27 protein-coding genes and 4 tRNA genes are annotated in these 25758 nt (G+C 32.2%); 24 read left to right on the forward strand and 7 right to left on the reverse strand.

Annotated elements, in window-relative coordinates; all coding sequences use genetic code 11:
* The first annotated feature begins 7 nt into the window (after window positions 1-7).
* The 4 genes from IF125_RS05220 to IF125_RS05235 all read left to right on the forward strand — a co-directional run bounded on the left by IF125_RS05220 (window position 8) and on the right by IF125_RS05235 (window position 2190).
* Window positions 8-592 carry a Maf family nucleotide pyrophosphatase gene (locus tag IF125_RS05220; protein ID WP_171622553.1) on the forward strand — a complete coding sequence of 195 codons (585 nt, stop codon included), beginning with the start codon at window positions 8-10 and terminating at the stop codon, window positions 590-592.
* Window positions 593-668: 76 nt separating this feature from the next.
* Complete coding sequence (nadD, locus tag IF125_RS05225) at window positions 669-1235, forward strand: nicotinate (nicotinamide) nucleotide adenylyltransferase (protein ID WP_171622552.1); 567 nt, start codon at window positions 669-671, stop codon at window positions 1233-1235.
* A gap of 15 nt (window positions 1236-1250) precedes the next feature.
* On the forward strand, window positions 1251-1766 hold the full coding sequence (locus IF125_RS05230; RefSeq protein WP_225541759.1) for a hypothetical protein: 516 nt from the start codon (window positions 1251-1253) through the stop codon (window positions 1764-1766).
* Window positions 1741-2190 (forward strand): GNAT family N-acetyltransferase, encoded by a 450-nt coding sequence (locus IF125_RS05235; protein ID WP_225541760.1) that lies wholly within the window; start codon window positions 1741-1743, stop codon window positions 2188-2190. The genes IF125_RS05230 and IF125_RS05235 overlap by 26 nt, the downstream gene beginning before the upstream one ends.
* Here the strand turns inward: IF125_RS05235 and IF125_RS05240 are convergent.
* Genes IF125_RS05240 through pth form a run of 3 tightly spaced genes read right to left on the reverse strand, consistent with a single transcriptional unit; the run spans window position 2178 to window position 3377 of the window.
* Window positions 2178-2408: a DUF3820 family protein gene (locus IF125_RS05240; protein WP_114998729.1), complete on the reverse strand. Its 231-nt coding sequence runs from the start codon at window positions 2406-2408 to the stop codon at window positions 2178-2180. The genes IF125_RS05235 and IF125_RS05240 overlap by 13 nt on opposite strands.
* Complete coding sequence (locus IF125_RS05245; protein ID WP_225532377.1) at window positions 2408-2821, reverse strand: rhodanese-like domain-containing protein; 414 nt, start codon at window positions 2819-2821, stop codon at window positions 2408-2410. The genes IF125_RS05240 and IF125_RS05245 overlap by 1 nt, the downstream gene beginning before the upstream one ends.
* Window positions 2811-3377 carry an aminoacyl-tRNA hydrolase gene (pth, locus tag IF125_RS05250; protein WP_171622549.1) on the reverse strand — a complete coding sequence of 189 codons (567 nt, stop codon included), beginning with the start codon at window positions 3375-3377 and terminating at the stop codon, window positions 2811-2813. Before pth ends, IF125_RS05245 begins: the two co-directional genes overlap by 11 nt.
* 112 nt (window positions 3378-3489) lie before the next feature.
* Here pth and IF125_RS05255 point away from each other — a divergent pair, with 112 nt between their 5' ends.
* The 3 genes from IF125_RS05255 (at window position 3490) to IF125_RS05265 (ending at window position 7173) form a co-directional block, all read left to right on the forward strand.
* Window positions 3490-4005 (forward strand): TlpA family protein disulfide reductase, encoded by a 516-nt coding sequence (locus IF125_RS05255; RefSeq protein ID WP_225541761.1) that lies wholly within the window; start codon window positions 3490-3492, stop codon window positions 4003-4005.
* Between the two features lie 184 nt (window positions 4006-4189).
* Window positions 4190-5170: a glutathione synthase gene (gshB, locus tag IF125_RS05260; RefSeq protein WP_225541762.1), complete on the forward strand. Its 981-nt coding sequence runs from the start codon at window positions 4190-4192 to the stop codon at window positions 5168-5170.
* Window positions 5167-7173 carry a flavohemoglobin expression-modulating QEGLA motif protein gene (locus IF125_RS05265; protein WP_171622546.1) on the forward strand — a complete coding sequence of 669 codons (2007 nt, stop codon included), beginning with the start codon at window positions 5167-5169 and terminating at the stop codon, window positions 7171-7173. Before gshB ends, IF125_RS05265 begins: the two co-directional genes overlap by 4 nt.
* A gap of 33 nt (window positions 7174-7206) precedes the next feature.
* Here the strand turns inward: IF125_RS05265 and IF125_RS05270 are convergent, their stop codons facing one another.
* A complete protein-coding gene (locus IF125_RS05270) occupies window positions 7207-8118 on the reverse strand; it encodes a DMT family transporter (protein WP_225541763.1) in 912 nt (303 codons plus the stop codon).
* 99 nt (window positions 8119-8217) lie between these two features.
* Window positions 8218-10827 (reverse strand): alanine--tRNA ligase, encoded by a 2610-nt coding sequence (alaS, locus tag IF125_RS05275; RefSeq protein WP_225541764.1) that lies wholly within the window; start codon window positions 10825-10827, stop codon window positions 8218-8220.
* A gap of 99 nt (window positions 10828-10926) precedes the next feature.
* Between alaS and IF125_RS05280 the strand changes: the two genes are divergently transcribed.
* The 13 genes from IF125_RS05280 (at window position 10927) to IF125_RS05340 (ending at window position 20599) form a co-directional block, all read left to right on the forward strand.
* On the forward strand, window positions 10927-11877 hold the full coding sequence (locus IF125_RS05280) for a M23 family metallopeptidase (RefSeq protein ID WP_171622544.1): 951 nt from the start codon (window positions 10927-10929) through the stop codon (window positions 11875-11877).
* A 9-nt stretch (window positions 11878-11886) separates the two neighbouring features.
* Entirely contained in the window at window positions 11887-12255 is a 369-nt protein-coding gene (locus IF125_RS05285) for a MerR family transcriptional regulator (RefSeq protein ID WP_171622543.1), read from the forward strand.
* Window positions 12256-12484: 229 nt separating this feature from the next.
* Window positions 12485-16885, forward strand: a complete 4401-nt coding sequence (gene dnaE, locus IF125_RS05290) for a DNA polymerase III subunit alpha (protein WP_225541765.1) — start codon at window positions 12485-12487, stop codon at window positions 16883-16885.
* A 109-nt stretch (window positions 16886-16994) separates the two neighbouring features.
* On the forward strand, window positions 16995-17312 hold the full coding sequence (trxA, locus tag IF125_RS05295) for a thioredoxin (protein ID WP_038331009.1): 318 nt from the start codon (window positions 16995-16997) through the stop codon (window positions 17310-17312).
* 127 nt (window positions 17313-17439) lie between these two features.
* A tRNA-Asp gene (locus tag IF125_RS05300) sits at window positions 17440-17513 on the forward strand.
* Between the two features lie 44 nt (window positions 17514-17557).
* A tRNA-Asp gene (locus tag IF125_RS05305) sits at window positions 17558-17631 on the forward strand.
* 49 nt (window positions 17632-17680) lie between these two features.
* Window positions 17681-17754, forward strand: a tRNA-Asp gene (locus tag IF125_RS05310).
* 58 nt (window positions 17755-17812) lie between these two features.
* A tRNA-Asp gene (locus tag IF125_RS05315) sits at window positions 17813-17889 on the forward strand.
* A 143-nt stretch (window positions 17890-18032) separates the two neighbouring features.
* The gene (locus IF125_RS05320; RefSeq protein WP_188319570.1) at window positions 18033-18440 is read left to right on the forward strand and encodes an NUDIX hydrolase; all 408 of its coding nucleotides are present in this window, start codon (window positions 18033-18035) and stop codon (window positions 18438-18440) included.
* A gap of 69 nt (window positions 18441-18509) precedes the next feature.
* Window positions 18510-18770, forward strand: a complete 261-nt coding sequence (locus IF125_RS05325; RefSeq protein WP_171622860.1) for a hypothetical protein — start codon at window positions 18510-18512, stop codon at window positions 18768-18770.
* A 77-nt stretch (window positions 18771-18847) separates the two neighbouring features.
* Window positions 18848-19279 carry an RNA polymerase sigma factor gene (locus tag IF125_RS05330; protein ID WP_394369878.1) on the forward strand — a complete coding sequence of 144 codons (432 nt, stop codon included), beginning with the start codon at window positions 18848-18850 and terminating at the stop codon, window positions 19277-19279.
* Window positions 19269-19850, forward strand: a complete 582-nt coding sequence (locus IF125_RS05335) for a hypothetical protein (RefSeq protein WP_225541767.1) — start codon at window positions 19269-19271, stop codon at window positions 19848-19850. Before IF125_RS05330 ends, IF125_RS05335 begins: the two co-directional genes overlap by 11 nt.
* A gap of 122 nt (window positions 19851-19972) precedes the next feature.
* Window positions 19973-20599 carry a hypothetical protein gene (locus IF125_RS05340; protein ID WP_225541768.1) on the forward strand — a complete coding sequence of 209 codons (627 nt, stop codon included), beginning with the start codon at window positions 19973-19975 and terminating at the stop codon, window positions 20597-20599.
* A 21-nt stretch (window positions 20600-20620) separates the two neighbouring features.
* On the opposite strand, the gene IF125_RS05345 is transcribed toward IF125_RS05340, so the two are convergent.
* Window positions 20621-21196, reverse strand: coding sequence for a hypothetical protein (locus IF125_RS05345; RefSeq protein ID WP_225541769.1), 576 nt, complete (start codon window positions 21194-21196; stop codon window positions 20621-20623).
* 161 nt (window positions 21197-21357) lie between these two features.
* Complete coding sequence (gene ahcY / locus IF125_RS05350) at window positions 21358-22671, reverse strand: adenosylhomocysteinase (protein ID WP_225541770.1); 1314 nt, start codon at window positions 22669-22671, stop codon at window positions 21358-21360.
* A 74-nt stretch (window positions 22672-22745) separates the two neighbouring features.
* Between ahcY and IF125_RS05355 the strand changes: the two genes are divergently transcribed.
* The 4 genes from IF125_RS05355 to IF125_RS05370 all read left to right on the forward strand — a co-directional run bounded on the left by IF125_RS05355 (window position 22746) and on the right by IF125_RS05370 (window position 25698).
* Window positions 22746-23375 carry a 4'-phosphopantetheinyl transferase family protein gene (locus IF125_RS05355; RefSeq protein ID WP_225541771.1) on the forward strand — a complete coding sequence of 210 codons (630 nt, stop codon included), beginning with the start codon at window positions 22746-22748 and terminating at the stop codon, window positions 23373-23375.
* Between the two features lie 84 nt (window positions 23376-23459).
* Entirely contained in the window at window positions 23460-24146 is a 687-nt protein-coding gene (pnuC, locus tag IF125_RS05360) for a nicotinamide riboside transporter PnuC (RefSeq protein WP_188319572.1), read from the forward strand.
* 60 nt (window positions 24147-24206) lie between these two features.
* On the forward strand, window positions 24207-24911 hold the full coding sequence (locus IF125_RS05365) for a Bax inhibitor-1/YccA family protein (RefSeq protein ID WP_171622851.1): 705 nt from the start codon (window positions 24207-24209) through the stop codon (window positions 24909-24911).
* Window positions 24912-24981: 70 nt separating this feature from the next.
* Entirely contained in the window at window positions 24982-25698 is a 717-nt protein-coding gene (locus IF125_RS05370) for an LOG family protein (protein ID WP_225541772.1), read from the forward strand.
* The last annotated feature ends 60 nt before the right edge of the window (window positions 25699-25758 follow it).

The following is a 25758-nucleotide window of genomic DNA, read 5'->3' on the forward strand; positions in this document are numbered from 1 at the left end:
ATTTAAAATGTTATTAACCGAAAAATTTAAAGATACCACTATCATTCTGGCATCACAATCGCCAAGAAGAAAAGAACTTTTAGCAGGATTAGGATTACAGTTTTCAACAATTTCATTGGATATTGACGAAACTTTTGATCGCAACGAATTGAAGAAAGCTCAAATCACCGATTATCTTTCTGCAAAAAAAGCAAAAGCTTATACAGCAATTGAACCAAATGATTTAATTATTACATCGGATACAACGGTTTGGGTAGATGATGAATCGTTAGAAAAAGCTTCGAATAGAGAAGAAGCTTACGAGATGATTAAAAAATTAAGCGGAAAAACACATTCTGTTTACACATCGGTTACCATTCGCTCTATAAAAAAAGAAGTCACGTTTTCTGACGAAACCCAAGTTACTTTTGCAGATTTAACAGATGAAGAAATTTATTTTTATATCGACAATTACAAACCTTTCGATAAAGCCGGTGCATACGGTGTGCAAGAATGGATTGGCTACATTGGTGTTGATAATATGAATGGTAGTTATTTTAATGTAATGGGATTGCCAACGCACAAGCTATATAAAGAGTTAATGAAATTCTAAATCATATCATCCAGCTTCGGCTGGATTTTTTTATTCTACAATTATCGTATTTTTGTTTTTCTAAAAAATCAATTTTATGAAGGTCGGTTTATATTTTGGATCATTCAATCCTATTCATGTCGGACATTTAATTATTGCCAATCATTTTCAACAATTCACCGATTTGGATCAGGTTTGGTTTGTTGTTTCGCCTCAAAACCCATTGAAGAAAAAGAGTTCGTTGGCAAATGAATACGACCGATTAGAAATGGTTGAATTAGCGATTAAAGATTATCCTAATCTACGTGCATCCAATATTGAATTTACGTTACCAAAACCATCTTATACGATTGATACGTTAATTCATCTGAAAGAAAAATTCCCTGAACACGAATTTGCATTAATTATGGGTTCTGATAATTTGGATGGAATTTCGAAATGGAAAAATGCTGAGATTTTAATGCGCGATTACCAATTTTATGTTTATCCGCGTCCTGGTTATTCCCAAGAAGAAAATTTTGACAATGTCGAAATGGTCGAAGCGCCTTTGATGGAAATTTCGTCTACATTTATACGAAATGCAATCAAAGATGAAAAAAATATCAAACCAATGTTACCTAATAAAGTTTGGGAATATTTGGATGGAAGTAATTTGTATGGATGAATTTAATTTGAAAATGTGAGAATTTCTAATTTAATAAGATGGTTAGGTATTAGTTTTTTACCAATTGTATTTGTATTCATTATTTTCAGCTTAATAAAAGACATCACCAAATCTGAAAATGATATTAAATTGAATCAAGGTATAATATCTGAAATGGGAATAACAGAAAGAATTTATAAAAGCACTTCTCATAGAGGTATTACAACCAAAAATGATGTATTCTACCTGAAAGTTAAAAATGATAACAATAAATATTCTTATTTTGAAAGATTTTCAAATAATTATCAATCAATAATACATGATTTAAAAATTGGTGACTTTGTAAAAATTTATAATGAAGGAATTGATAAAAATCAAAATACAATTTCTATCATTCAGCTAGAGAAAGGCAATCAAATTTTAATTTCAAAATCTATTCATAATAAAAGAAATTATTTTATTATTATAGCTTTTTTAGCATTTCTAATCTTATATGTTATAATAATTTATCGAAAATTTAAAAATCATGACAAAACAAGCCTCTATAAATAATTTAGAAGAAATAGTTCCTTTATTTGATGCGTATCGTCAATTTTATGATAAAAAAAGTGATGTTGAAGGTGCAAAAGAATTTTTGTTAGAGAGAATTGCCAATAACGAATCGGTGATTTATTTGGCTTTTGACGAAAAAGAGAATGCAGTTGGTTTTGTACAATTGTATCCCTTATTTTCATCAACTCGAATGAAACGTTTCTGGATTTTAAACGATTTATTTGTTTCGCCAGAATTTCGCGGACAAGGTTTTTCAAGAGAATTGATTGATCAAGCAAAAAAATTATGCATAAAAACTGATGCTTGCGCAATGTTGTTAGAAACCAGTGTTACAAATCATATTGGAAATTCATTATATCCAAGTGCTGGATTTATACTGCGCGATGATGCAAATTTTTATGAATGGGAAACTCAACCAAATTGACGTTTCAATTCGTAGATAATGTCTTCTAATCCGTTTAATTTTATTTCGTAAACAGTCGATAATAAAACGCCTAATTTTCCTTTCGGAAATCCACCTTTTCCTACAAACCATTCAAGATAAGATACAGGTAAATCGCACAACAAACGCCCTTCGTATTTACCGAAAGGCATTTTAGTTGTGACAATTTCTTTTAATATTTCGGGACGAAATCCTTCCATTATTTTGCTACAGTTCCTTTGTAAGTTGACATTCCATCCTTGAAATTGTTTGCATTACTGAACCCTTTTTCTTGCATTTTTTCTGTTGCTAATTTTGCACGAACGCCAGATTTACAATAGATGTAATAATTTTTCTTTGGATCTAATTTTTGAATTTCTTCTTCGAAATTAGGATTTTTTACATCGATGTTAATTGCACCAGGGACATGACCTTCAGCAAACTCTTCTGGTGTACGAACGTCTAACAAAACATTCTTTTTGTTCTTCAAATTAACCTCCGAAGCATTGTCTAATGTAGAAGTTATTTCTTCTATTTTAGCTTGTTTTTCATGAGTTATAGTTGAACTATTTGCACAAGACCCTAAAAATAGAGTTCCTGTAATCATTGCGATTCCTAAAATTTTATTTACCATTATATTGATTCATTGTGTTACTTAATCCTTGAAAAATAAACGATAAAACAGCATCTGCAGCCAAATTTAATCGTTCATTCATTTTTTCGTTTTCTTCTGCTGACCATTCTCCTAAAACATAATCAACTTGTCTGCCTTCCGAAAATTCGTTTCCTACACCAAAGCGTAATCTCGCATAATTTTGACCACCAACTTTGTTCTGTATATCTTTTAAACCATTGTGCCCACCGTCGCTTCCTTTTCCACGCATACGAATTGTTCCAAATGGTAAATTCAAATCATCGGTGATGACAAATATATTTTCTAACGATATATTTTCTTTTTTCATCCAAAAACGAACTGCATCCCCACTCAAATTCATATAAGTATTTGGTTTTAATAACGTCACAGGTCTCGCTTTATATTTAAATTGTGCTACATCGCCAAAATTAGAAGGAGAAAATTTTGCTCCAGTTTTTTTAGCAACTTCTTCAACCACCTTGAAACCAATATTATGACGCGTATTTTCGTATTGAGCTCCAATATTTCCTAGCCCAATAATCAGATATTTTTGCATGCAACAAAATTACATCTTTTTACAATCATTCGGAATAAATATTTAACTTCGCTTTAAAATCTACTAAATTGGTATAGGTTTTGAAAAGACATGAAATCGATAAAAAATTATCATGAAAAAAATAATTAGCGTTTTAATATTATTTGTTGGGATGAATGCCTTTTCTCAGAAAATTCCAACACTAATGAAAACTGAATTTCCTGCAGCAGCTTTACAAGATAGCGTAGTTGATTTGGAAGGAAATTCAGTAACCATCGAAAAAATTGTTTCGAACAATAAAGGTAAAATTGTTTTGATAGATTTATGGGCAACTTGGTGTGGAGATTGTATCAAAAATATGTCCTCGTTGAAAAAATTACACGAAAAAAATCCTGATGTAACATTTGTTTATCTCTCAATGGATAAGTCTGAAGAAGCTTGGAAAAATGGAATTGAAAAATATCAAATTGAGGGTCAACACTTTTACTTAGGAAACAATTGGAAGGGTAATTTTGGCACAGGGATTGATCTAAATTGGATACCGAGATATTTAGTTCTTGATCAAAATGGAAAAATAGCAAATTACTACAGTGTAAAAGCTGATGACCCAAAAGTTCAGGAAACAATTGATCGTTTACGAAATAAATAGTTTATAGTTTACCAACCTAAGGGTGATTGAAATTGAAAAATCAATCACCCTTTTCTTTTATTAATTGCTAAAAATCAATACCTTTCATAGAATAAAAATAAATATTCTATAATTTTTTGTAGAGCATTTTTTATATCAAACTTTTAGTTATTATTGCATTGATTTTAATACCCTTTATATTTATATGAAAATATGCTTCGTAATGTATCCTTGGGACAAGGTTGAACCAGGAAAAGATACCACTATGCGAATTATTAAAGAATGCGTAGATCGTGGTTTTGAAGTATCCTATTTAACAAAAAAAGATATCTCTATTGCCAAAGGCAAAGTTGTAGGTAACTGCAGAAAGATGATTACTACAGACACAACGGATTGTGTAGAATTTTATCACACCATGAAATTTGAAAGTAGTATCAAAGATTTAACCGAGTTTGATATGATTTTTATGAGAGCCGATCCACCAATTGATCCGCTTTTATTGAACATGTTAGAATTGATCGAAGATAAAGTTTTTTTCGTCAATAAAATTTCTGGTTTACGTAAAGCAAATAACAAAATATACGCTGCTTCTTTTGATGATGGTCAGGAAACAATTGTTCCTCAAACGCTTATTACGAAAGATATCGATTTAATTAAATCGTTTGTTGAAGAAAATAAATTCGAAAAATTTATCATCAAACCATTAGATGGAATGGGAGGTAAAGGTGTAATTCTTTTCGAACGAAAAAATATTGGTAACTTAAGCTCGATTTGCGATTTTTATGTCAATCATTCTGGAATTTCTCAACCTATTATTTGTCAAAATTATATTGAAGGTGCAGAAAAAGGAGACGTTCGTGCAATTGTGATTAATGGAGAACCTATTGGCGCTATTATGCGTGTGCCTGCAGATGGTGATCACCGTTCTAATATTTCGGCTGGTGGTTCTGCAATTAAACATGATATGAGTGAGCATGAATTAGAATTGTGCCGTAAAATAGGGAAACAATTAAATGAAGATGGAATTTATTTTTGCGGAATCGATTTGATTAACGGAAAAATGGTTGAATTAAATGTCGTAAGTCCTGGGGGAATTGTCCCTCATAACAATGTAAACAATAACAACGAGATACAGAAACAAATTGTATCAATGTTATTGGAGAAATATAAAGAATTTAAAGCATGAAATCCTTAAGTATACAGCAAATATTAGATAATATTGAGAACGAAATTGTATTTGAAGCTTATGCAGAAGACGACTCATTCAAAATAAAAATTGACGAATACATTCCTTACGTTTGTGCTGCCATTCACGATGGTGGACAAATGCGCGAAGATATTCGAGAAAAATGTTTATTGAGTAATTACGAGCGTTGGTACGAAGAAGATCCTCATACAGCCGAGTTTGTAGAAACTTTCCCAATCTTAATTCAAGGTTGTGATTCTCGATTTGAATACGATTTAAACCGTGGTCCAGAAAATGCTGTGTACGAAGAAGCTTGGGGAAAACAAGTTTGGAAAGAGCCTTTATCTATTTCTCAAAAACAAAAAAGTAGTGCAAAACACCATGCTTTTTACGAAGTTTTACAAGCTTTAATCAGTAAGCTCGAATCTAAGTTTAAATCGTGTTTGGTATACGATATTCATTCTTACAACTGGAAGCGTTGGGATCGTCCAGTTCCTGTTTTTAATATTGGAGCTGAACGTATCGATAACGAACGTTATGGAAAATATGTTGAAAGTTGGCGCGATGAATTGGCAAATATTGAAATAGAAAATATTCATAATTATTCGGCTATAAACGATGTTTTTTACGGACGTGGTTATTTGTTAGAATTTGTGACAACTAATTTCAAAAATACATTGGTATTAGCAACAGAGGTTTCTAAAATTTATTGTGATGAATTGACGGGAGAATCTTTCCCCGAAATTATCAATCAAATAAAAGAAGGGTTTAAATCGGCGATTTTAAATCATGCTTATGAATTCGTAAAAACAGAAACAACCTATAAAGTAGGATCAAAACAAGTGAATATTCTGCACAACGAATTGGAATCTGATTTGGTGAAAATTGACAAACAATTGTATCAATTGGTTCAGAATTTTGAATTGTTAAGTGTTATCAATCCAATAAACTTAGAGTTTGAAAAAAAGAAATTCTTGGCTTCTAAATATACATACGAACCTCAATTTAAGTACAATCCTCTAAATATTGATCCATTCGAATTTAAACGAAAATTATCAAATATTAAAGTCGAAAAAATCAATGATATCAGTATTCAAAACATGTACATGAATACTATCAATGCCTATTTTGATAAGGTAGATTTGTTGGCAAATCTTGGGACAGATAAATTCTTGTACAATTCGTTGCGTTATTTTGGTGAACCAACTAAAAAAGATATCGAAAATGCGAATTTCATACTGTATTGTCCTGAATTTAGAATGGATAAACAAGGTGATTATACCGAAGAAGAAGTTGTAAATTTATTTAGAAATGCAACAAATGATTACGGTTTCAAGTTTGATATTGAAGTTTCGGATGATATTGCATCAAAAGCGCTTGTGATTAACAGCAAGAAAAAAGTGGTAATTAAACGAGGTGTAAAATTCGATAAACGTTTTACAAATGGTTTAATTGAACACGAAATTGGTGTACATATGGTGACGACGATGAATGCATTGGATCAACCATTAAAAATATTTAGCATTGGTTTACCTGTTAATACGTTAACGCAAGAAGGTTTAGCGATTTTAAGTGAATATTATTCTGATTCTATTAATCATAGCCGATTGAGGGAACTTGGTTTACGCGTAATGGCAGTTCATATGTTGACAAACGGAAAATCTTTCAACGAAACATTTATGACATTGATGGAAGAATATAAAATGCAAGCAGAAGATGCTTTTTATTTGTCAACTCGTGTGTATCGAGGTGGTGGTTTCACGAAAGATGCGCTTTATTTAAAAGGTTTAAAAACAATTTTGAACTATGTTGATCAAGGACGTTCTTTGGATAATTTATTAATTGGTAAAACATCAGTAGAATATATTGATACGATTGATGAGTTAGTAGAACGAAGAATGATTAATAAACCAAAGTATTACACAAAAATTTTCAAGAAACATCTTGAAAACCCAGAAATTAATCCAATTTTACAATATATTTTTAATGGAATTAAAGACTAATAAAAAAGCGAGATAAAATCTCGCTTTTTTATTTTAATTAGTTTTTAATCGTTTATTTTTAAACATTTCAGGTTTGTAATTTGTTATAAAAACCCCACAAATAATTAGAATTGTAGCAAATATAAATTTAATTGAAATTTCTTCGTCTAAAATTAACCAACCTAAGATAATGGCAATAATTGTGTTAAAATAGGAGAGGATTGAAACTTGTATTGGAGAAATTTTTGTTAATGCATAATGAAATGAGAAAAATGTGATAACAGAGCCAAAAATTGCTAAATAAATCATTGCAGAGATACCTTTTATACTCCAATTCTCGAAATTATAATTTTCTGTAAAAACTAAAGCAAAAATAATTTGGACAATTCCAGCAAACATAAATTGGTAAAAGAGGTTTAATGAAATATTCTTAGATTGAATATTCATTTTCTTCGTGAAAATAGTTCCTGATGCCCAGCCTGTAATCGCACAAAAAAGCAAAATAATTCCAGTTCTAAATTCTGGATTTGCTAATTCTTGAATTCCATCCCAAAAAATAAAAATTACTCCACCAAAACAAAGTAAAACACCTAAAAATCCGCGGTAACTAAATTTTTGTAAACCAATAAAAATACTTCCTAAAAAAACGAGAATAGGAGAAGTAGCGCTAATTAATGCTGCTAAACTACTTGATAAATTTTCTTCTGCAACTGTCGTTAACCCATTTGCTCCGATTAGCATAAGCGTAGAAAAAATAAGTTGATAAGATAGGTTTTTCCATCCAATCCATTTTAATTCTTTTTTCGAAATTAAAATGATTAACATAATAATTCCGGCTAAAAATTGACGAATTCCAGCAACAAACCATCCAGGAATTGTTTCTACAGCTACACGAATTCCGAGAAAAGTTGTGCCCCAAACAATCGCAACTATGCATACAGCAATCAATAATTTGATGTCTTTCAAGATAAAAAGAATTTAAGTGTTAATTTTATTTAAGTGTTATAAAAATAAAAAAAGCGACTTGTATACAAGTCGCTTTTTGAGTCTATTTTTCGGAAAAGATTATTTTACAAAATCTTCTGCTTGTTTAAGCGCAGCATCCAATCCAGAAACCTCTTTACCACCTGCAGTAGCTAAGAAAGGTTGTCCACCTCCACCACCGTTGATGTGTTTTGCAATTTCTTTTACAATTTGCCCTGCATTATACCCTTTTTCATCCACAAGATTTTTTGCAATCGAAATGGTGATAGATGGTTTTACAGTATCATTAGTTCCCACAACTATAAATGCATTTTCGATTTCTTTTGTTAAATCAATTGCATTTTGTTTTGCAGCATTTGTATCTAAATTTGTTTTTACAGCTAAGAAATTAACGCCGTTGATAGTTTGAACAGCTGTTTTCCAAGTTGCTTTTTCAGCCGCAGCTTGTTGCGCAACAAAAGATTCTAATTGTTTTTTCAATTCAGCATTTTCATCCAATAAATGTTGAACAGCTTTTACCGCATCATTTTTCGTTTTAAGAGCAGCTAAAACATCATTGTAGTTTTTCTCCGCCTCTTTGTAAGCTTCGATTGCTTTGTTAGATGTAATTGCTTCGATACGACGAATACCTGCTGCAGTAGAAGATTCAGATAAAATTCTGAATAATCGAATATCAGCTGTGTTTTTTACATGCGTTCCACCACATAACTCGATAGATGAACCAAAACGAATTACACGAACTTTATCACCGTATTTTTCACCGAATAATGCCATTGCTCCGTCAGCGATAGCTTCGTTGATATCACAATCTCTTTTTTCGATTAATGGTAAAGCATCTGCAATTTTATCATTTACTTTTTGTTCAACAATTGCCAATTCTTCATCTGTCATTTTAGAGAAATGAGAAAAGTCAAAACGTAAATAATCATCACCAACATAAGAACCTTTTTGTTCAACATGAGTTCCTAAAACTTCGCGTAACGCTTCGTGCATTAAGTGAGTTGCGGAGTGATTTTTAGTTGTTTCGTTACGTTTTTCAACATTTACTTTAGCATTAAAAGTAGCATTTACATTTTCTGGTAAAGTTTCAACGAAATGAATAACTAAATTGTTTTCCTTTTTTGTATCGATAATTTCTATCGTTTCGTTTAACGTAGAAATTGATCCAGTATCACCAATTTGTCCTCCTGATTCTGCATAGAAAGGCGTTTGGTTGAATACCAATTGAAAAAATTCTCCTTTTTTATTTTTTACTTTTCTGTAACGTGTAATTTTTACTTCAGCTTCTGTGTTATCATAAGCGATAGAAGTTTCATTGCCTGCATTATCCAAAATAACCCAGTCATCCGTTACCAAAGCTGTTGCTTTTTTCGAACGTTCTTTTTGCTTTGCCATTTCAACATCAAATCCAGCTTCGTCAATTGTGAAGCCATGATCTTCTGCAACAATACGAGATAAATCTGCAGGGAAACCGAAAGTATCATACAGTTCGAATACCACATCACCAGGTACAACTTTAGAATCTCCTAATTGCTCGATGATTTGATTTAATCTGTTCAATCCTTGTTCAATTGTACGTAAGAAAGATGCCTCTTCTTCGCGAATAACTCCTGTTACAATTGTTTCTTGTTTTACTAATTCTGGGAAAAATTCACCCATTTCAGCTTTCAAGATTGGATATAATTTATAGATAAAAGGTTCGTTAAGACCTAAAAAACGGTATCCGTAAGAAATAGCACGACGTAAGATACGGCGTATAACATATCCTGCACCTGTGTTAGAAGGTAATTGTCCGTCTGCAATTGCAAAAGAAACAGCGCGTAAATGGTCTACAACAACACGAATTGCAATATCCGTTTTTTCAGCTGTATCATATTTTACTCCAGAGATTTCTTCTAATTTTTGGATTAATGGTTGAAAAACATCAGTGTCGTAGTTAGATGATTTACCTTGTAAAACCATTGCCAAACGCTCAAATCCCATTCCTGTATCGATATGTCGAGCAGGTAAAGACTCTAAAGAGCCATCAGCTTTGCGTTGATATTGCATAAATACCAAGTTCCAAATTTCGATTACTTGTGGATGATCCATATTAACTAAAGATTTTCCATCAACAGCTAAACGATCTGCTTCTGGTCGAATGTCAATATGAATTTCAGAACAAGGTCCACATGGTCCAATATCACCCATTTCCCAGAAATTATCTTTTTTATTTCCGTAAAGAATTCGGTCTTCCGCAATATGTTGTTTCCAAAGCTCTAATGCTTCTTCATCTAAAGAAGTTCCATCACTTTTGTCACCCTCAAAAACAGTTACATAGATTTGATCTTTAGAAATTCCGTATTTTTCTGTTAGTAATTCCCATGCCCAAGCAATTGCTTCTTTTTTGAAGTAATCACCAAAAGACCAGTTTCCTAACATTTCGAACATCGTGTGGTGGTAAGTATCTTTTCCTACATCGTCCAAATCATTATGTTTACCAGAAACACGAAGACATTTTTGTGTATCCGCGATACGATTACTTTTTGGAGTTCCGTTTCCTAAAAAGAATTCTTTGAATTGTGCCATACCCGAATTATTAAACATTAATGTCGGATCGTCTTTCAAAACAATAGGTGCAGAGTCGACAATTGAGTGTCCTTTTGTTTCAAAAAAATGCAAAAATTCTTTTCTTATATCTTTGGATTTCATTTATTTAAATTATTTTTATCATTTGATTAACATGTTTGCTCATACAATATTCGTTACTTTGCAAACGTTTTACAAAGATAATAAAAGCTTGGTTAAGTAATGGAAAATAAAAACTATAAGTATAATTCTGTGAGATTTCTGATGAGTTGGGTGAAGAAAAGAGCGAAGAAAACTCCTAAAACAGCATTATACGTTTTACTATTTTTATGTTTATCGACAATATCTGCTGGTATGGTTGGGTATCATTTTAATGATTCTGAGTTCGCTTCAAAAGCAGGGAAATTTAAAAACAGCGAAAGCAAATTATTAGCTGAACTGGAAAGAATGGAAAATGAAAACCAAGAGTTACATAAAAAATTTAAAGAAGTAGAAGAAGCCTTGACAGAAATCGAAGAAAAAGATCGCAATATTTATCGTACGATTTATGATATGCGTGTCAATGAGAATATCGATTCTGTAAATAATGAAATTGATAATTATACAGCTGAAGACATTGAAAAATTAGTTGCAAAAATTGCAGCTGAATCAAAATCATTGGACGAAGTTTTTCGTTTGGCGGGTGTAAAAGATGCTAATTTATCATCAATGCCAGTTCTAAAACCTGTTGCAGATAAATATGTAAATCGTTTGGCTTCCGGTTTTGGGTCACGTTTTCATCCAATTTTAAAAGTGAATAAAATGCACAAAGGTTTAGACTTTGCTGCCGCTACAGGAACACCAATTTACGCAACTGGAGATGGTTCTGTAAAAGTATCTGAATTTAATTCGGGTTATGGAAATATGGTTGTGTTAAAACACGGAAATGGATACGAAAGCTTGTATGCTCACATGACACGTGCGAAAGTTCGTAGAGGACAAAAAGTGAAAAGAGGTGATGTGATTGGTTACGTAGGATCGACAGGTTTATCGACAGGAGCGCATTTACATTACGAAATTCACAAAAATGGAGAACCTGTAGATCCAATTATGTATTTCTATAATGACGTTGATCCAGACGATTTTATTAAAATTTATCAAAACTCTAAAAAAATGTCATTATCTTTGGATTAAACGCTGATAATGAATGTAGACCTTCCTGACAAACTTTATTATTCGATAGGCGAAGTAGCCAAAGCTTTTGATGTAAATGCATCATTGATTCGTTTTTGGGAAAAAGAATTTGAAATAATTCAGCCTAAAAAGAATGCAAAAGGTAATCGATTATTTACTAAAGATGATATCCAATGTTTCAAGAATATTTATTATTTGGTCAAAATAAAAGGGTATACGCTCGATGGTGCAAAACAAGCAATTGGTAAAAAAGGAGTGGTCAAAACAAAAGATGAAATAGATGTTGTAAAACGTCTCGAAAATATTAAAGACGAACTCATCAAACTTAAAATGAGTTTTGAGTCGGAAGAAATTTTAGAAAAAGATGAACTGAATTAAGTTCATCTTTTTTGTTTTAATAATAATATTAACTTCTTTCGTCATTTCGAGTGAAAATCGTTGATTTTAGTATCGAGAACTTAGACGAATTATATTTTATTGAAAAGTATAAACAAGTTCAATAAAACAAAATCTGAAAGTGATTCTAAAATCTAGTTTTATTCTTAACTTTTCTTAAGAAAATCTTCTCTTAAGATTTCGTAAATTTACAGATTCAAACGAAAACTCAATGTACTTAATATACGATACAGAGACAACTGGTCTTCCGAAAGATTGGAATGCACCGATTTCTGATTCCGACAACTGGCCGCGATGTATACAAATCGCTTGGCAATTGCACGATGAAATGGGGCAAATTATTGAACATCAAGATTATTTGGTTCGTCCAGATGGTTTTGATATTCCGTACGATTCTGAGCGTATTCACGGAATTTCAACTGATTTAGCTACCGAAAAAGGAGTTCCATTAAAAGAAGTTTTAGATAAATTCAATGAAGTTTTAGGTAAAGCTAAATTTATTGTTGGACAAAATTTAGGTTTCGATATCAACATTATGGGAGCCGAATTTTATCGTCTGAATTATGAAAATAATTTAGCAGATAAACCTGTTTTGGATACATGTACAGAAGTTACCGCAGAGTTGTTAAAACTTCCTGGTGGTCGTGGTGGTCGTTACAAATTACCAACGTTAACAGAATTGCATGAATATCTTTTTGGTGTTCCATTTGGTGAAGCACACAACGCAACTGCGGATGTGGAAGCAACGACACGTTGTTTTTTTGAGTTGATTCGTAAAGGTATTTTTACAAAAAATGAATTAGAAGTTGAAGATGAATATTTTGTTCGATTTAATGAAATCAATCAAACAAATATTCAACCAATTGGATTAAATCATGTCAATCTAAAGAAAGCTTCACAAGAAATTGCAAAAGCAAAAGCGAAAGAAGAAGGAGGTGATGAGGTAGTTGAAATTTCAGAAGAAGTTTTAGCGCAGTTTGAGAAAGCAAAATTTGCACATTTACATAATCATACACAATTCTCAATTTTACAATCAACGATTTCTGTTAAAGATTTAGTAGCTGCAGCTTCAAAAAATAAAATGCCTGCGGTTGCAATGACCGATCATGGAAATATGATGGGAGCATTTCATTTTAATGCAGAAGTACAAAATCATAACAAAGCAGCAAAAGAAAAGAATGAAGAATTAATTGCAGAAGGAAAAGAACCAACTGAAGTGTTAATAACACCTATTATTGGTTCGGAATTTTTTGTTTGTGAGAATCATTTAGATAAATCAAAAAAAGATAATGGTTATCAAATCGTTGTTTTTGCAAAGAATAAAAATGGTTATCATCATTTAGCAAAAATGGCGTCGAAAGCATATACAGATGGTTTTTACTATGTGCCTCGTATTGATAAAGCGATTATTGAAGAATATAAAGAAGATTTGATTGTTTTATCTGGAAATTTGCAAGGTGAAGTTCCAAATAAAATTTTGAATCTTGGTGAAAAACAAGCCGAAGAGGCCTTGCTTTGGTGGAAAGAGCAATTTGGTGATGATTTTTACATCGAATTGATGCGTCATGGTCAAGAAGATGAAGATCGTGTCAATCAAACATTGCTTGCTTTTGCACGCAAACACAATGTAAAAGTTGTCGCAACAAATAATACCTATTACATTAACCAAGACGATTCGAATGCCCACGATATTTTGTTGTGTGTACGAGATGCCGAGAAACAATCGACTCCTATTGGTCGTGGTCGTGGATTCCGTTTTGGTTTGCCAAATCAAGAATATTATTTTAAGTCGGAAGCAGAAATGAAACAATTGTTTCAAGACATTCCCGAAGCAATTATTAATATTCAAGAAATTGTTGATAAGATAGAAGAATACACGCTTTATCGAGATGTATTACTTCCAAAATTTGATATTCCCGAAGAATTTCATCACGCAGAAGATGATGAAGATGGAGGGAAAAGAGGTGAGAATGCTTATTTAAAACATTTAACCTACGAAGGTGCAAAAATTCGTTACCCAGAATTGACCGACGAAATTAAAGAACGTTTGGATTTCGAATTAGCCACAATTGAAAAAACAGGTTATCCTGGTTATTTCTTGATTGTACAAGATTTCATCGCAGCAGCTCGTAAAATGGGCGTATCGGTTGGTCCAGGTCGTGGTTCGGCGGCAGGATCAGCAGTTGCTTATTGTTTATGGATTACCAATTTAGATCCGATAAAATACGATTTACTTTTTGAGCGTTTCTTAAATCCAGACCGTGTATCTATGCCCGATATCGATATCGACTTTGATGATGAAGGACGATCATTGGTAATGGATTATGTGATTGATAAATATGGAGCAAATCAAGTAGCGCAAATTATCACATACGGAACAATGGCGGCTAAATCTTCGATAAAAGATACAGCACGTGTATTGGATTTGCCATTATTTGATGCCAATCGTGTAGCAGGTTTAATTCCAAATATGAAATTGGCAAAGATTTTCAATTTAGATGATAATGCCTTAAAAGGATCCTTAAAACCAGAAGAATTTGATGCGGTAAGTGAATTAAAGCGTTTATCAAACGGAACTGATTTAGCTGCTGAAACTATTCAACAAGCTAAAATCTTAGAAGGTTCTGTACGTAATACGGGTATTCACGCGTGTGGAGTGATTATTACGCCAGATGATATCACCAATTTCGTTCCTGTAACAACTGCCAAAGATTCAGATTTATATGTGACTCAATTTGATAACTCGGTTGCAGAAAGTGCCGGATTATTGAAGATGGACTTCTTGGGGTTGAAGACCTTAACGTTGATTAAAGATACGATTAAGTTAGTGAAGGCAAGAACAGGAATCGAGATTGATCCTGATGAAATTCCAATTGATGACGAAAAAACATATGAGCTTTTCCAACGAGGTGAAACAGTTGGAGTTTTTCAATACGAGTCGCCTGGAATGCAAAAATATATGAAGGATCTTCGTCCAACTGTTTTTGCAGATTTAATCGCCATGAACGCCCTGTATCGTCCAGGTCCAATTGAATATATTCCGTCTTTCGTTCGTCGAAAAAATGGAGAGGAACCGATTACCTATGATTTGGATGCGATGGAAGAGTATTTATCAGAAACCTATGGGATTACTGTTTATCAGGAGCAAGTAATGTTACTTTCGCAGAAATTAGCAGGATTCTCGAAAGGTGATGCCGACGTTTTGCGTAAAGCTATGGGTAAAAAGCAAAAAGCTGTCTTGGATAAAATGAAACCAAAATTTGTTGCGCAAGCTTCAGAAAAAGGGCATGATCCTAAGATTTTAGAAAAAGTTTGGACAGACTGGGAAGCCTTCGCATCGTATGCATTCAACAAATCGCATTCAACATGTTATGCATGGGTAGCGTATCAAACAGCTTATCTGAAAGCACATTATCCAGCAGAATATATGGCGGCTGTTCTTTCAAATAATATGAATGATATCAAGCAAGTGACCTTCTTTATGGAAGAGTGTAAGCGAATGGGATTAGCTGTACTTGGACCAGATATTAACGAATCCATTACAAAATTTAATGTAAACGAAAATTACGAGATTCGTTTTGGAATGGGAGCTGTAAAAGGTGTTGGGCAAGCCGCAGTAAACTCGATAATTTCTGAACGTGAAGCAAATGGTCCGTTCAAAGATATATACGACTTTGTTAAACGTGTCGAATTGCGAACAGTGAACAAAAAAACAATCGAAAACTTAGTTTTAGCTGGAGGTTTTGATTCGTTTGAATTTCATCGTGGACGTTATTTTTATATCGAAAATACGACAACTAATTTGGAAAAATTAATCAAATACGGAGCAAATTTTCAAGAGCAAAAAAACTCTGCTCAAACCTCTTTATTTGGCGATTTTGGTGGCGATTCTGTGATAGAAGATGTAGTGCCAATGCTACCTGATTGCGAGAAATGGAACATGTTGCAACGTTTATCAAAAGAAAAAGAAGTGGTTGGAATTTATATTTCTTCTCATCCATTAGATGATTTCAAACATGAGCTGAAAATGGCTTCCAATTGTAGTATTTCGGATATTAATGCAAACGAGGATAATTTTGTCAACAAAGAAGTATCAATTTGTGGAATGATGTCAAATATTCAACATCGAATTGCGAAAAATGGAAATGAATTTGGTATTTTTACGTTCAGTGATTATACCGATTCCATGGATATTATGGTTTTTGGAGGAGATTATTTGAAATATAGACACTTTATGCAAGAGAATATGTTCTTGAATTTGAAATTGAATATCTCGAAAAAAGAATTCAAAGATAAAGAAGGAAACGTGACGCAAGGGCGAGTATATAAAAATATCACGAATATTCTATTGTTAAATGAAATTGTAGAAAAACAAGCCGAAAAAATGACGGTAAAGATTGAAGTTCCAGCATTTTCGGAAGAAACTTTTACCAAACTATCAGATATTATGTACAAATATCAAGGAGATAAATTATTGAAAATCCAACTAATTGATCCAAAAGATTATTTGAATAATTTAGATTTGCCAGCAGGTAAAATTAAAATAAATATTTGCCGAGATTTGTTAAAAGAATTAGATGAATTACAGGAGATTACATTTAAACTGAATTAATTATACATTTCATTTATCTTGTAATTGACAGATAATATAAAAGGAATTTTTCTGCAATAAAATTTTATGTAGATTTGTAAACTTAAGATTAGATAAAAAATATAAGATTATGGCATTAGAAGTAACAGACGCATCATTTGCATCGGATATTATAGAGTCAGGAAAACCTGCAATGGTTGATTTTTGGGCTGTTTGGTGTGGTCCTTGTAGAATGGTTGGTCCAGTTGTGGAAGAGCTAGCTACAGAATATCAAGGAAAAGCAGTGATTGGTAAAGTTGATGTAGACACAAACCAAGAAGTTGCTGCAAAATACGGAATCCGTAACATTCCTACAATTTTATTCTTCAAAGACGGAGAAGTTGTAGATAAAGTTGTTGGAGTTGTTCCAAAAGAACAATTAGTAGAAAAATTAAATGCGATTTTATAATAGATTAAATCGTTGATTATGAAATAAAAAAATCTCGGATGAAAAGTTTCCGAGATTTTTTTAGAAAAAAGTTTAGGTTTTATCAGAAAACCGCCTATATTTGCAATCCGAAATCAATACAGATTTTGATCCGGTAGTTCAGTTGGTTAGAATACTTGCCTGTCACGCAAGTGGTCGCGGGTTCGAGTCCCGTCCGGATCGCAAAAAGTTTCGTTCTTTTACACAATATATTTTTTATAATTTCTGATCCGGTAGTTCAGCTGGTTAGAATACTTGCCTGTCACGCAAGTGGTCGCGGGTTCGAGTCCCGTCCGGATCGCAATTTTTTATAAAAATTCATAAAAAATATATTTAATTTATAATTTTCTGATCCGGTAGTTCAGTTGGTTAGAATACTTGCCTGTCACGCAAGTGGTCGCGGGTTCGAGTCCCGTCCGGATCGCATCTATTTCTTTTTCTATTTTAGATCGACGAAAATTATAAATAAAAAAAAACAGACTGATCCGGTAGTTCAGTTGGTTAGAATACTTGCCTGTCACGCAAGTGGTCGCGGGTTCGAGTCCCGTCCGGATCGCCAACTTTTATAGCTTCACAATTTATTGTGGAGCTTTTTTTTGCTCTAAACTTTTCTACGTTTACTTTTGCATAACGCATAACGCATAACGCATAACGCATAACGCATAACGCATAACGCATAACGCATAACGCATAACGCATAACATGAATCATATATATTTGGTCAATGCATTGGTAACAGATGCAGAGGGTAGAATGCTTGCTGTTCGAAAAAAGAATTCGAAATTTTTTCAGATGGTTGGAGGCAAACGCGAAAAAGGTGAAGAATTATTAGCAACACTTCGGCGCGAATTTTTAGAGGAAATTAATATCGATATTTTACTGCACGATGTTTCGTTTTTAGGACAACACACTTCTGTTGCCGTTAATGAGAAAAATACAGAAGTACATGCAAATGTTTTTCATGTGAAATTGAAGTCGTTAAAAACGCTTAAAATTGCTTCTGAAATAGAAGAAATGGCTTGGATAACGAAAGAAAACTACACAGATTATCAATTGGCTCATTTGTTAGAAGAATTTAGTTTGCCTATATGGTTGGAAATGGAATGCTAAAAACTCAAAAATTTCTGTAACGTTTTTATTTTATGTCTACTAACTTGTAAACACTAAAATAATTTGGCGATGAAATCTATTTGGGAAGCAACTTTTGAGCATAATGTAATTAGAATTGAGAATAATTGGTTTTCTGGAGAAAAATTAGTTGTAAACGGACAATTACAAGATTTAAAGCAGAATCTATTTGCATCTAATTTAGAAGGTCATCTTTTTACAATGACGAAAGAGAAGTTGAAAATTAAAGTTAGATTGTTTTCAGATTTTTTCAGAATAAATTGTATTCTTTTTGTCGATAACGAACAAGTTGTTTTGAAACAAATAAAATAACAATTTTGAGGGCAAAACAGACTTATTTCTTAGAACTAATCGAACAACACAAAGGGATTTTGCACAAAGTCGCTAAGATGTATATGGATGATGCTGATGATCAGAATGATTTGATGCAAGAAATTGTTTTGCAGTTGTGGAAATCATTTGAACGGTTTGAGGGAAATTCACAATTTTCGACTTGGATGTATCGTGTTTCACTGAATACGGCTTTAACTTATTTCAAAAAAGAAAAGAAAAAGACGGATACTCACACATTTATAGAAAATATAGATCGTGTAGACGAGGTAGATTCTCGTGAAAAGGAGACGCAACTTGAGTTGTTTTACAAAGCTGTTCACGAATTAAATAAAGTCGAAAAAGCCTTAATTTTTCTTTTTTTAGAAGGACAAAGTCACAAAGAAATTGGTGCAAACTTAGGAATTACTGAAGGAAATGCTCGCGTAAAACTGAATCGTACAAAAGATAAACTACAAATTATTATAAAAAAATACGGCTATGAATTTTGATGAATTACAAAAACAATGGGATAATCAGTCTTCAGAAGATGTGAAGATTAATCCTGATCTTGAGCTGAATCAAAAAGCAAATACAGTTATTGATAAGGTAAGAAAAACGTTGAAAAAAGATTTCTTTTTTCAGCTAACGAATTTTCCATTGTTATTAATTTATCCATATATATTTGGATTAAATACGCCTTTGATTTGGTTTATCATATTGTGTTATATAATTATTATGATATTACCTCTTAAAAATCTCATTAAATTTTATAATTCTTCTTACCGATTAGAATATAATTCTTTGAAAAATATCAATTGGTTTTATTATAATTTTAAATTTTCTATTGAAATTTTTAAATTATATACGAATGTTGTTACAGTATTAGTCATCATGTTTATTGGAATTACATTCTATGAAAAGTATTCTGAAAAAGATCTAAAATTTATTTTAATTTTTTCTATTATTTTTATCCCAACATATATTATTTCTTGTATCTGGATGCTAAAATGGTGGATAAATAAACTGTATAAAAAACCGTTGTTAGAATTAGAAAATATTTTAAACCAATTAGAAGAGTAGCGATATGTTACTCTTTTTTTTGTTAATGTAATACTTTAAACTTTAACATGTTATTGTGTAACCTTTGGGAGTTTTGAACATCTATATTTTATAAAATTGATAATAATTTAAAAACCAAATAGATGACAAAAATTTACTTCCTTATTTTATGTTTTATAACGTCTGCAAATGCACAAGATTATAAAAAAGATACGATAGAATTGCACGAAACGATTTTGTATGATAAATCTAAGTTTAAATTAAAAAGAGTTGGACCAGATACTAAGACTAAGACTGTACAAGTTGGTTTGAATTCGGATATGAATTTAAAAAAAGATTCTTTACCAAAATATATAAAAGAAATTGCTATCCCAATAAGTGCACCTAATAAAGAATTCACTTTTCAACGAATAAATTTTAATTTCAGTTACCCATTAAAAGTTGATTCTGTTATTGTAAAAGTAGATTTATTTAGTGATTTAGATAATCGTCCAGATAAAACGATATTAGAAAATCCTTTTAATATTGTAGTTAAAAAAGGAAGTCAGCAGGATGATATTTTTACTTATGATTTGAGAGATTATAATATTAAACATAAAGGAAATTTCTACATAAAAGTAGAATTGTTAACAAAACTTGAGTCACCAATATATCTTAGCGCAGCGTTGTTAGCAAAATGTTTGTACAAAACTAAAGATTCGGATAAATGGCAGAAAACACCATTAGGAATTACGCCTGCAATCAATGCTGATATTTTGATAAAAAGATAAAAGAGCTGAAAAGCTCTTTTATTATCGTGGTGTTCCCCAACCCCAAGGAGCGGGTGGTGTTTCAATTTCATTTGTTAAATCGAAGTAAACGTTAAATGGTACTTTAGAACCAGGTTTTTGCAAATTGTAACTAAAAGTTTTGTCATCAAGTGTTATCCACCAAATATTTGTTGAAGCATAATCTATAAGACTTGCTGTTTCTTGGTCGGCAGGAAACATCTGGAAATCTTTAAAACCATAATTGGTATTTGTTCCACCATAAAAAGTTACCGACTCTGAAGTTCCATTTTCGTGACGATGATCGTGTTTTAGCGTGATGACTCCATCTTTTTTAGTCAAAATCCATGTACGTGAATAATTATCACCCACATTGAACGGAATTTTTATTTCGTTTTCTGAACAGCTTTTAACATGCATCGTTAATTTTTTACCAGCAAAATCATCACGTTTTATGTGTTCAGCTAATTTTCCTTCGTAGGCTTTACCGCAATGTTTTTTGAGGTTTTTCCAAAATATTTCCGAAGGTTTATCTGTTTGTGCAAAAAGTGAAGTGCCTCCAATTAATACAAATCCAAGCTGTATGTATTTTTTAATCATAATCAGTAATAAAAACTATTCAATAATATTTTAAAGATAATCTTTTTAGAATTAATTGTTGAGCTTAATTTTCTATGCATAAAAAAGCCCTCGCTTGTTCAGGGCGAGGGCATATAGTTAAGTGTGTTATTTCTTCAAATAAAAATCTAAATTAAAATTAATTAATATCTATAATATTCTGGTTTATATGGTCCTTCAACCGTTACACCAATGTATTCTGCTTGTTCTTGAGATAAAACTTCTAATTCTACTCCTAATTTAGCTAAATGTAATTCTGCAACTTTTTCATCTAAATGCTTCGGTAAAGTGTATACTTCATTTTTGTAAGCTGATGAATTTGTCCACAATTCGATTTGAGCTAAAGTTTGGTTAGAGAAAGAGTTTGACATCACAAAAGAAGGGTGTCCTGTTGCACAACCTAGGTTAACTAAACGTCCTTCAGCCAAAATGATGATGTCATTTCCGTTGATGTTGTATTTGTCAACTTGTGGTTTAATTTCTTCTTTCGTGTTTCCGTAGTTTCCGTTTAACCAAGCCATATCGATTTCGTTATCGAAGTGACCAATGTTACACACAACTACTTTGTCTTTCATTTTCTCGAAATGTTCTGCACGTACAATTCCAAAGTTACCAGTAGTTGTAATTACAATATCAGCGTTTGCAACAACTGTATCTAATTTTTTTACTTCGTAACCTTCCATAGATGCTTGTAAAGCACAAATAGGGTCGATTTCAGTTACTGTAACAATTGCTCCAGCACCACGGAAAGAAGCCGCTGTACCTTTACCAACATCACCATATCCACAAACTACAACACGTTTACCAGCGATCATCAAGTCAGTAGCACGTTTGATAGCATCTACTGCAGATTCGCGACATCCATATTTGTTGTCGAATTTAGATTTTGTTACAGAATCATTTACGTTAATTGCAGGCATAGGCAATGTACCTTTTTCCACTCTTTCGTAAAGACGGTGTACACCTGTAGTTGTTTCTTCTGATAATCCTTTGATCTCAGCAACCAATTCTGGGTAACGATCAATCACCATATTCGTTAAATCTCCACCATCATCCAAAATCATGTTTAATGGTTTGCGATCTTCTCCGAAAAATAATGTTTGCTCGATACACCAATCGAATTCCTCTTCGTTCATCCCTTTCCAAGCATACACAGGAATACCAGCAGCAGCAATTGCAGCAGCAGCATGATCTTGTGTAGAGAAAATATTACATGACGACCATGTAACATCAGCTCCTAAAGCAACCAACGTTTCGATCAATACTGCAGTTTGGATTGTCATATGCAGACAACCCGCAATGCGAGCACCTTTCAAAGGTTGAGCAGCTTTATACTCTTCACGGATAGCCATTAACCCTGGCATTTCAGCCTCAGCCAACGTAATTTCCTTTCTTCCCCACTCAGCTAAAGAAATATCTTTAACTTTGTATGGAATGTATTGCGTTTTTGTATCCATCAATTGATATATTTAACTAACTTTTTTTTAAAGTTTATAAGGAACAAATTTACAAACAAATTTCGATTAATAAAATGCCCGTTATCGATTATATTAACGATTTTAAACATACCCGTATAATCACGTGGGAAGTCACAGAATCGGATGAAGAATTATTAGAATATCTTCAATTAGAGGATTATAGAAGAGAAAAATATACGAATCTACGACCTAAGCAAGCTCGGGAATATCTTGGCTTGCGCGCTTGTCTAAAGAAATTGGACTTGGATTACGATGTAAATTACGATGAACGTGGAAAACCTTTTTTACCGACTAACAAAGAAATTTCGATCACACATTCGTACGGCTTGGTTTCGGTTGGGGTGAGTGAATATAATATAGGAATTGATATTGAATTGGCACGTCCAAAAAAAATCTTGAACATCAAACATAAATTTGCTCGTCCTGATGAAAGTTGTTGGATACCAAAAGATCATGAGATTGAATATCTGCATGTGATTTGGGGAATGAAAGAAGGTTTGTATAAACTGAATGGTGGAAATTTATGGAATTTTCTGAATCATTATCGCGTAGAAGAATTTGAATTAATAGAAAATAATCAAATTATTTGTTGGATTTCTGATGAGATAAAATCTCGAAAATACCATGCGTTTTATAAAATGATTGGAGAATATTATTTGGTTTGGGTGCTGGATTATGAATAAATCGAAATGCGAAATTAGAATTACGAATTATGAAACTCAAAAATTATTCTTACATTCTCAAATTAGCGAATTAACACATTAACCATGAACGATTTTATTGATTATATTTTTGCGCCTTATAAAACGTATTCTTCGTTGAATATTTTGCTCGAAACTATTGCAACTCTATTTGGAATTATTTCAGTTTATTACACTTACAAACGTAATATATTGGTTTATCCGACCACTATTATTTCGACATTTATTTTTATCTATTTATTTTTTAATTGGGGATTGTATGGCGAAACAATAATCAATTTTTATTATACATCGATGGCAATATATGGTTGGATTTTGTGGCAAAAAAATCTTGAAGAAGATCATAAACATGTTGATGTTTCGTGGGCTTCGAAAAAAGAATATTTGTATGCAACGATTTTGTTTGCATTGAGTTTTCTGTTTATTCTGACGATTTATTATTTCCGTCCAGTTATTCAGAATGGATTTGACACAAGTTTTATCAATCAATGTCAATTTCATTATACTCAAATAGATTTTATAGATGCATCGACAACAGCCATCTTTTTGATTGGGATGTGGATGATGGCAAGACGAAAAATTGATAATTGGTTTTTTTGGATAATTGGTGATTTGGTGATGATTCCACTGATGATTCATAAAGGAGCTGTGATTACATCATTTCAGTATATTGTTTTGTTAGTTTTATCGATTATTGGACTTATTGATTGGATTAAATCTATTAAAAATTACCAAAAAATAGTGAGCGAGTAAATAAGTTTATTTTATTATTTTAGCATTAATTATTTATCAAAAATTTTACCTAAAAAAAATATGGAAGATCAACACGTATATCAACAAAACCAATTGGTTGCAGAAGCAACGAGTGCAGAAAGAGCAAATTTTTATAAACATACCTATGGACATGTTGCAGGAGGAGTTTTAGTATTTGTATTAATCGAATCTTTGATGTTGAAATCAGAAGCTTTAGTCAGCTTTATGTTAAGTTTAACCTCAGGATATCTTTGGTTAATTCTATTGGCTGGATTTATGGGAATTACTTGGGTCGCACAAAAAATGGCTTATGGTTCGATTTCTAAATCAAAACAATACTTAGGTTACTTATTGTATATAATTGCAGAAGCTTTAATTTTTGTTCCAATGCTTTACATCGCATTACATTATGGCGGAACATACGTTATAAAACAAGCGGCAGTTGTGACAGGAGGATTATTTGTAGGATTATCAGCTATCGTATTTTTTACAAAAGCAGATTTTTCTGTTTTAAAAGGAGCGTTAACAATTGGATTCTTCTTAGCAATTGGTTTGATAATTGCTGGGATGTTATTTGGGTTCGATTTAGGCTTATGGTTCTCAGTAGGAATGTGCGCATTAGCAGGTGGTGCAATATTATACAATACGCATCAACTAAAATATGAATTTGGAACACAACAATATGTTGCAGCAGCATTGTCGTTATTTGCATCATTAATGTTACTATTCTGGTATATTTTAAGAATTTTTATGAGCAGAGATTAAACAGAAACAAACAATAAATTTGTATATTGAACCGTAGCATTTTTGTTACGGTTCTTTTTATTAAAATACTATGACAAATAAAGAAAAAGAAGTAGATAGAATACAATCTCCGTTTCGACCAAAAGATTGGAACGAGATTAGAATAAATGACTCTTGGGCATTGTTCAAGATTATGGCAGAGTTTGTAAATGGTTATGAAGCCATGTCAAAAATTGGACCTTGTGTTTCTATTTTTGGTTCGGCACGTACATCAAAAGAAAATCATTATTATCAATTAGCAGAGGAAATTGCCTATCAATTAACTAAAATAGGTTTTGGTGTTATTACAGGAGGAGGACCTGCAATTATGGAAGCTGCAAATAAAGGTGCTCAAAAAGGAGGAGGCTCATCTGTTGGTTTAGGAATTACATTGCCTTTCGAGACAGAATTGAACAAATATATTGACCGTGAATATGAAATAAATTTTGATTATTTCTTTGCTCGAAAAGTGATGTTTGTAAAATATTCTCAAGGATTCATCGTAATGCCAGGAGGTTTCGGAACATTAGATGAACTGTTTGAAGCATTAACTTTAGTTCAGACAAAGAAAACAGGTCGTTTCCCAATCGTTTTGGTTGGTACTGAATATTGGTCTGGATTATTTGATTGGATTAGAGATCGAGTGATTGCAGATGGTTATATTTCTGAAACAGATTTAGATCTTTTCCGTTTAGTTGATACAGCAGAAGAGGCGGTTGGTCACATTCAGAATTTCTATGCAAAATATAATATCAAGCTTAATTTTTAAGCACAAAAAAACCTCATCAATTGATGAGGTTTTTTTGTGCTTAAAAATATTTATTAATGT

The sequence above is a fragment of the Empedobacter stercoris genome (assembly GCF_020281205.1).
Classification (GTDB): domain Bacteria; phylum Bacteroidota; class Bacteroidia; order Flavobacteriales; family Weeksellaceae; genus Empedobacter; species Empedobacter stercoris.

Coding starts and splice junctions, on each gene's coding strand:
- nadD (WP_171622552.1), top strand. CDS start 669: ATGAAGGTCGGTTTATATTTTGGATCATTCAATCCTATTCATGTCGGA.
- pth (WP_171622549.1), bottom strand. CDS start 3,377: ATGCAAAAATATCTGATTATTGGGCTAGGAAATATTGGAGCTCAATAC.
- IF125_RS05325 (WP_171622860.1), top strand. CDS start 18,510: ATGAAATCTATTTGGGAAGCAACTTTTGAGCATAATGTAATTAGAATT.
- IF125_RS05340 (WP_225541768.1), top strand. CDS start 19,973: ATGACAAAAATTTACTTCCTTATTTTATGTTTTATAACGTCTGCAAAT.
- gshB (WP_225541762.1), top strand. CDS start 4,190: ATGAAAATATGCTTCGTAATGTATCCTTGGGACAAGGTTGAACCAGGA.
- ahcY (WP_225541770.1), bottom strand. CDS start 22,671: ATGGATACAAAAACGCAATACATTCCATACAAAGTTAAAGATATTTCT.
- dnaE (WP_225541765.1), top strand. CDS start 12,485: ATGTACTTAATATACGATACAGAGACAACTGGTCTTCCGAAAGATTGG.
- alaS (WP_225541764.1), bottom strand. CDS start 10,827: ATGAAATCCAAAGATATAAGAAAAGAATTTTTGCATTTTTTTGAAACA.
- trxA (WP_038331009.1), top strand. CDS start 16,995: ATGGCATTAGAAGTAACAGACGCATCATTTGCATCGGATATTATAGAG.
- IF125_RS05330 (WP_394369878.1), top strand. CDS start 18,848: ATGTATATGGATGATGCTGATGATCAGAATGATTTGATGCAAGAAATT.
- IF125_RS05365 (WP_171622851.1), top strand. CDS start 24,207: ATGGAAGATCAACACGTATATCAACAAAACCAATTGGTTGCAGAAGCA.
- IF125_RS05320 (WP_188319570.1), top strand. CDS start 18,033: ATGAATCATATATATTTGGTCAATGCATTGGTAACAGATGCAGAGGGT.
- IF125_RS05265 (WP_171622546.1), top strand. CDS start 5,167: ATGAAATCCTTAAGTATACAGCAAATATTAGATAATATTGAGAACGAA.
- IF125_RS05245 (WP_225532377.1), bottom strand. CDS start 2,821: ATGGTAAATAAAATTTTAGGAATCGCAATGATTACAGGAACTCTATTT.
- IF125_RS05220 (WP_171622553.1), top strand. CDS start 8: ATGTTATTAACCGAAAAATTTAAAGATACCACTATCATTCTGGCATCA.
- IF125_RS05285 (WP_171622543.1), top strand. CDS start 11,887: ATGAATGTAGACCTTCCTGACAAACTTTATTATTCGATAGGCGAAGTA.
- IF125_RS05335 (WP_225541767.1), top strand. CDS start 19,269: ATGAATTTTGATGAATTACAAAAACAATGGGATAATCAGTCTTCAGAA.
- IF125_RS05280 (WP_171622544.1), top strand. CDS start 10,927: ATGGAAAATAAAAACTATAAGTATAATTCTGTGAGATTTCTGATGAGT.
- IF125_RS05345 (WP_225541769.1), bottom strand. CDS start 21,196: ATGATTAAAAAATACATACAGCTTGGATTTGTATTAATTGGAGGCACT.
- IF125_RS05255 (WP_225541761.1), top strand. CDS start 3,490: ATGAAAAAAATAATTAGCGTTTTAATATTATTTGTTGGGATGAATGCC.
- IF125_RS05240 (WP_114998729.1), bottom strand. CDS start 2,408: ATGGAAGGATTTCGTCCCGAAATATTAAAAGAAATTGTCACAACTAAA.
- IF125_RS05355 (WP_225541771.1), top strand. CDS start 22,746: ATGCCCGTTATCGATTATATTAACGATTTTAAACATACCCGTATAATC.
- IF125_RS05370 (WP_225541772.1), top strand. CDS start 24,982: ATGACAAATAAAGAAAAAGAAGTAGATAGAATACAATCTCCGTTTCGA.
- pnuC (WP_188319572.1), top strand. CDS start 23,460: ATGAACGATTTTATTGATTATATTTTTGCGCCTTATAAAACGTATTCT.
- IF125_RS05235 (WP_225541760.1), top strand. CDS start 1,741: ATGACAAAACAAGCCTCTATAAATAATTTAGAAGAAATAGTTCCTTTA.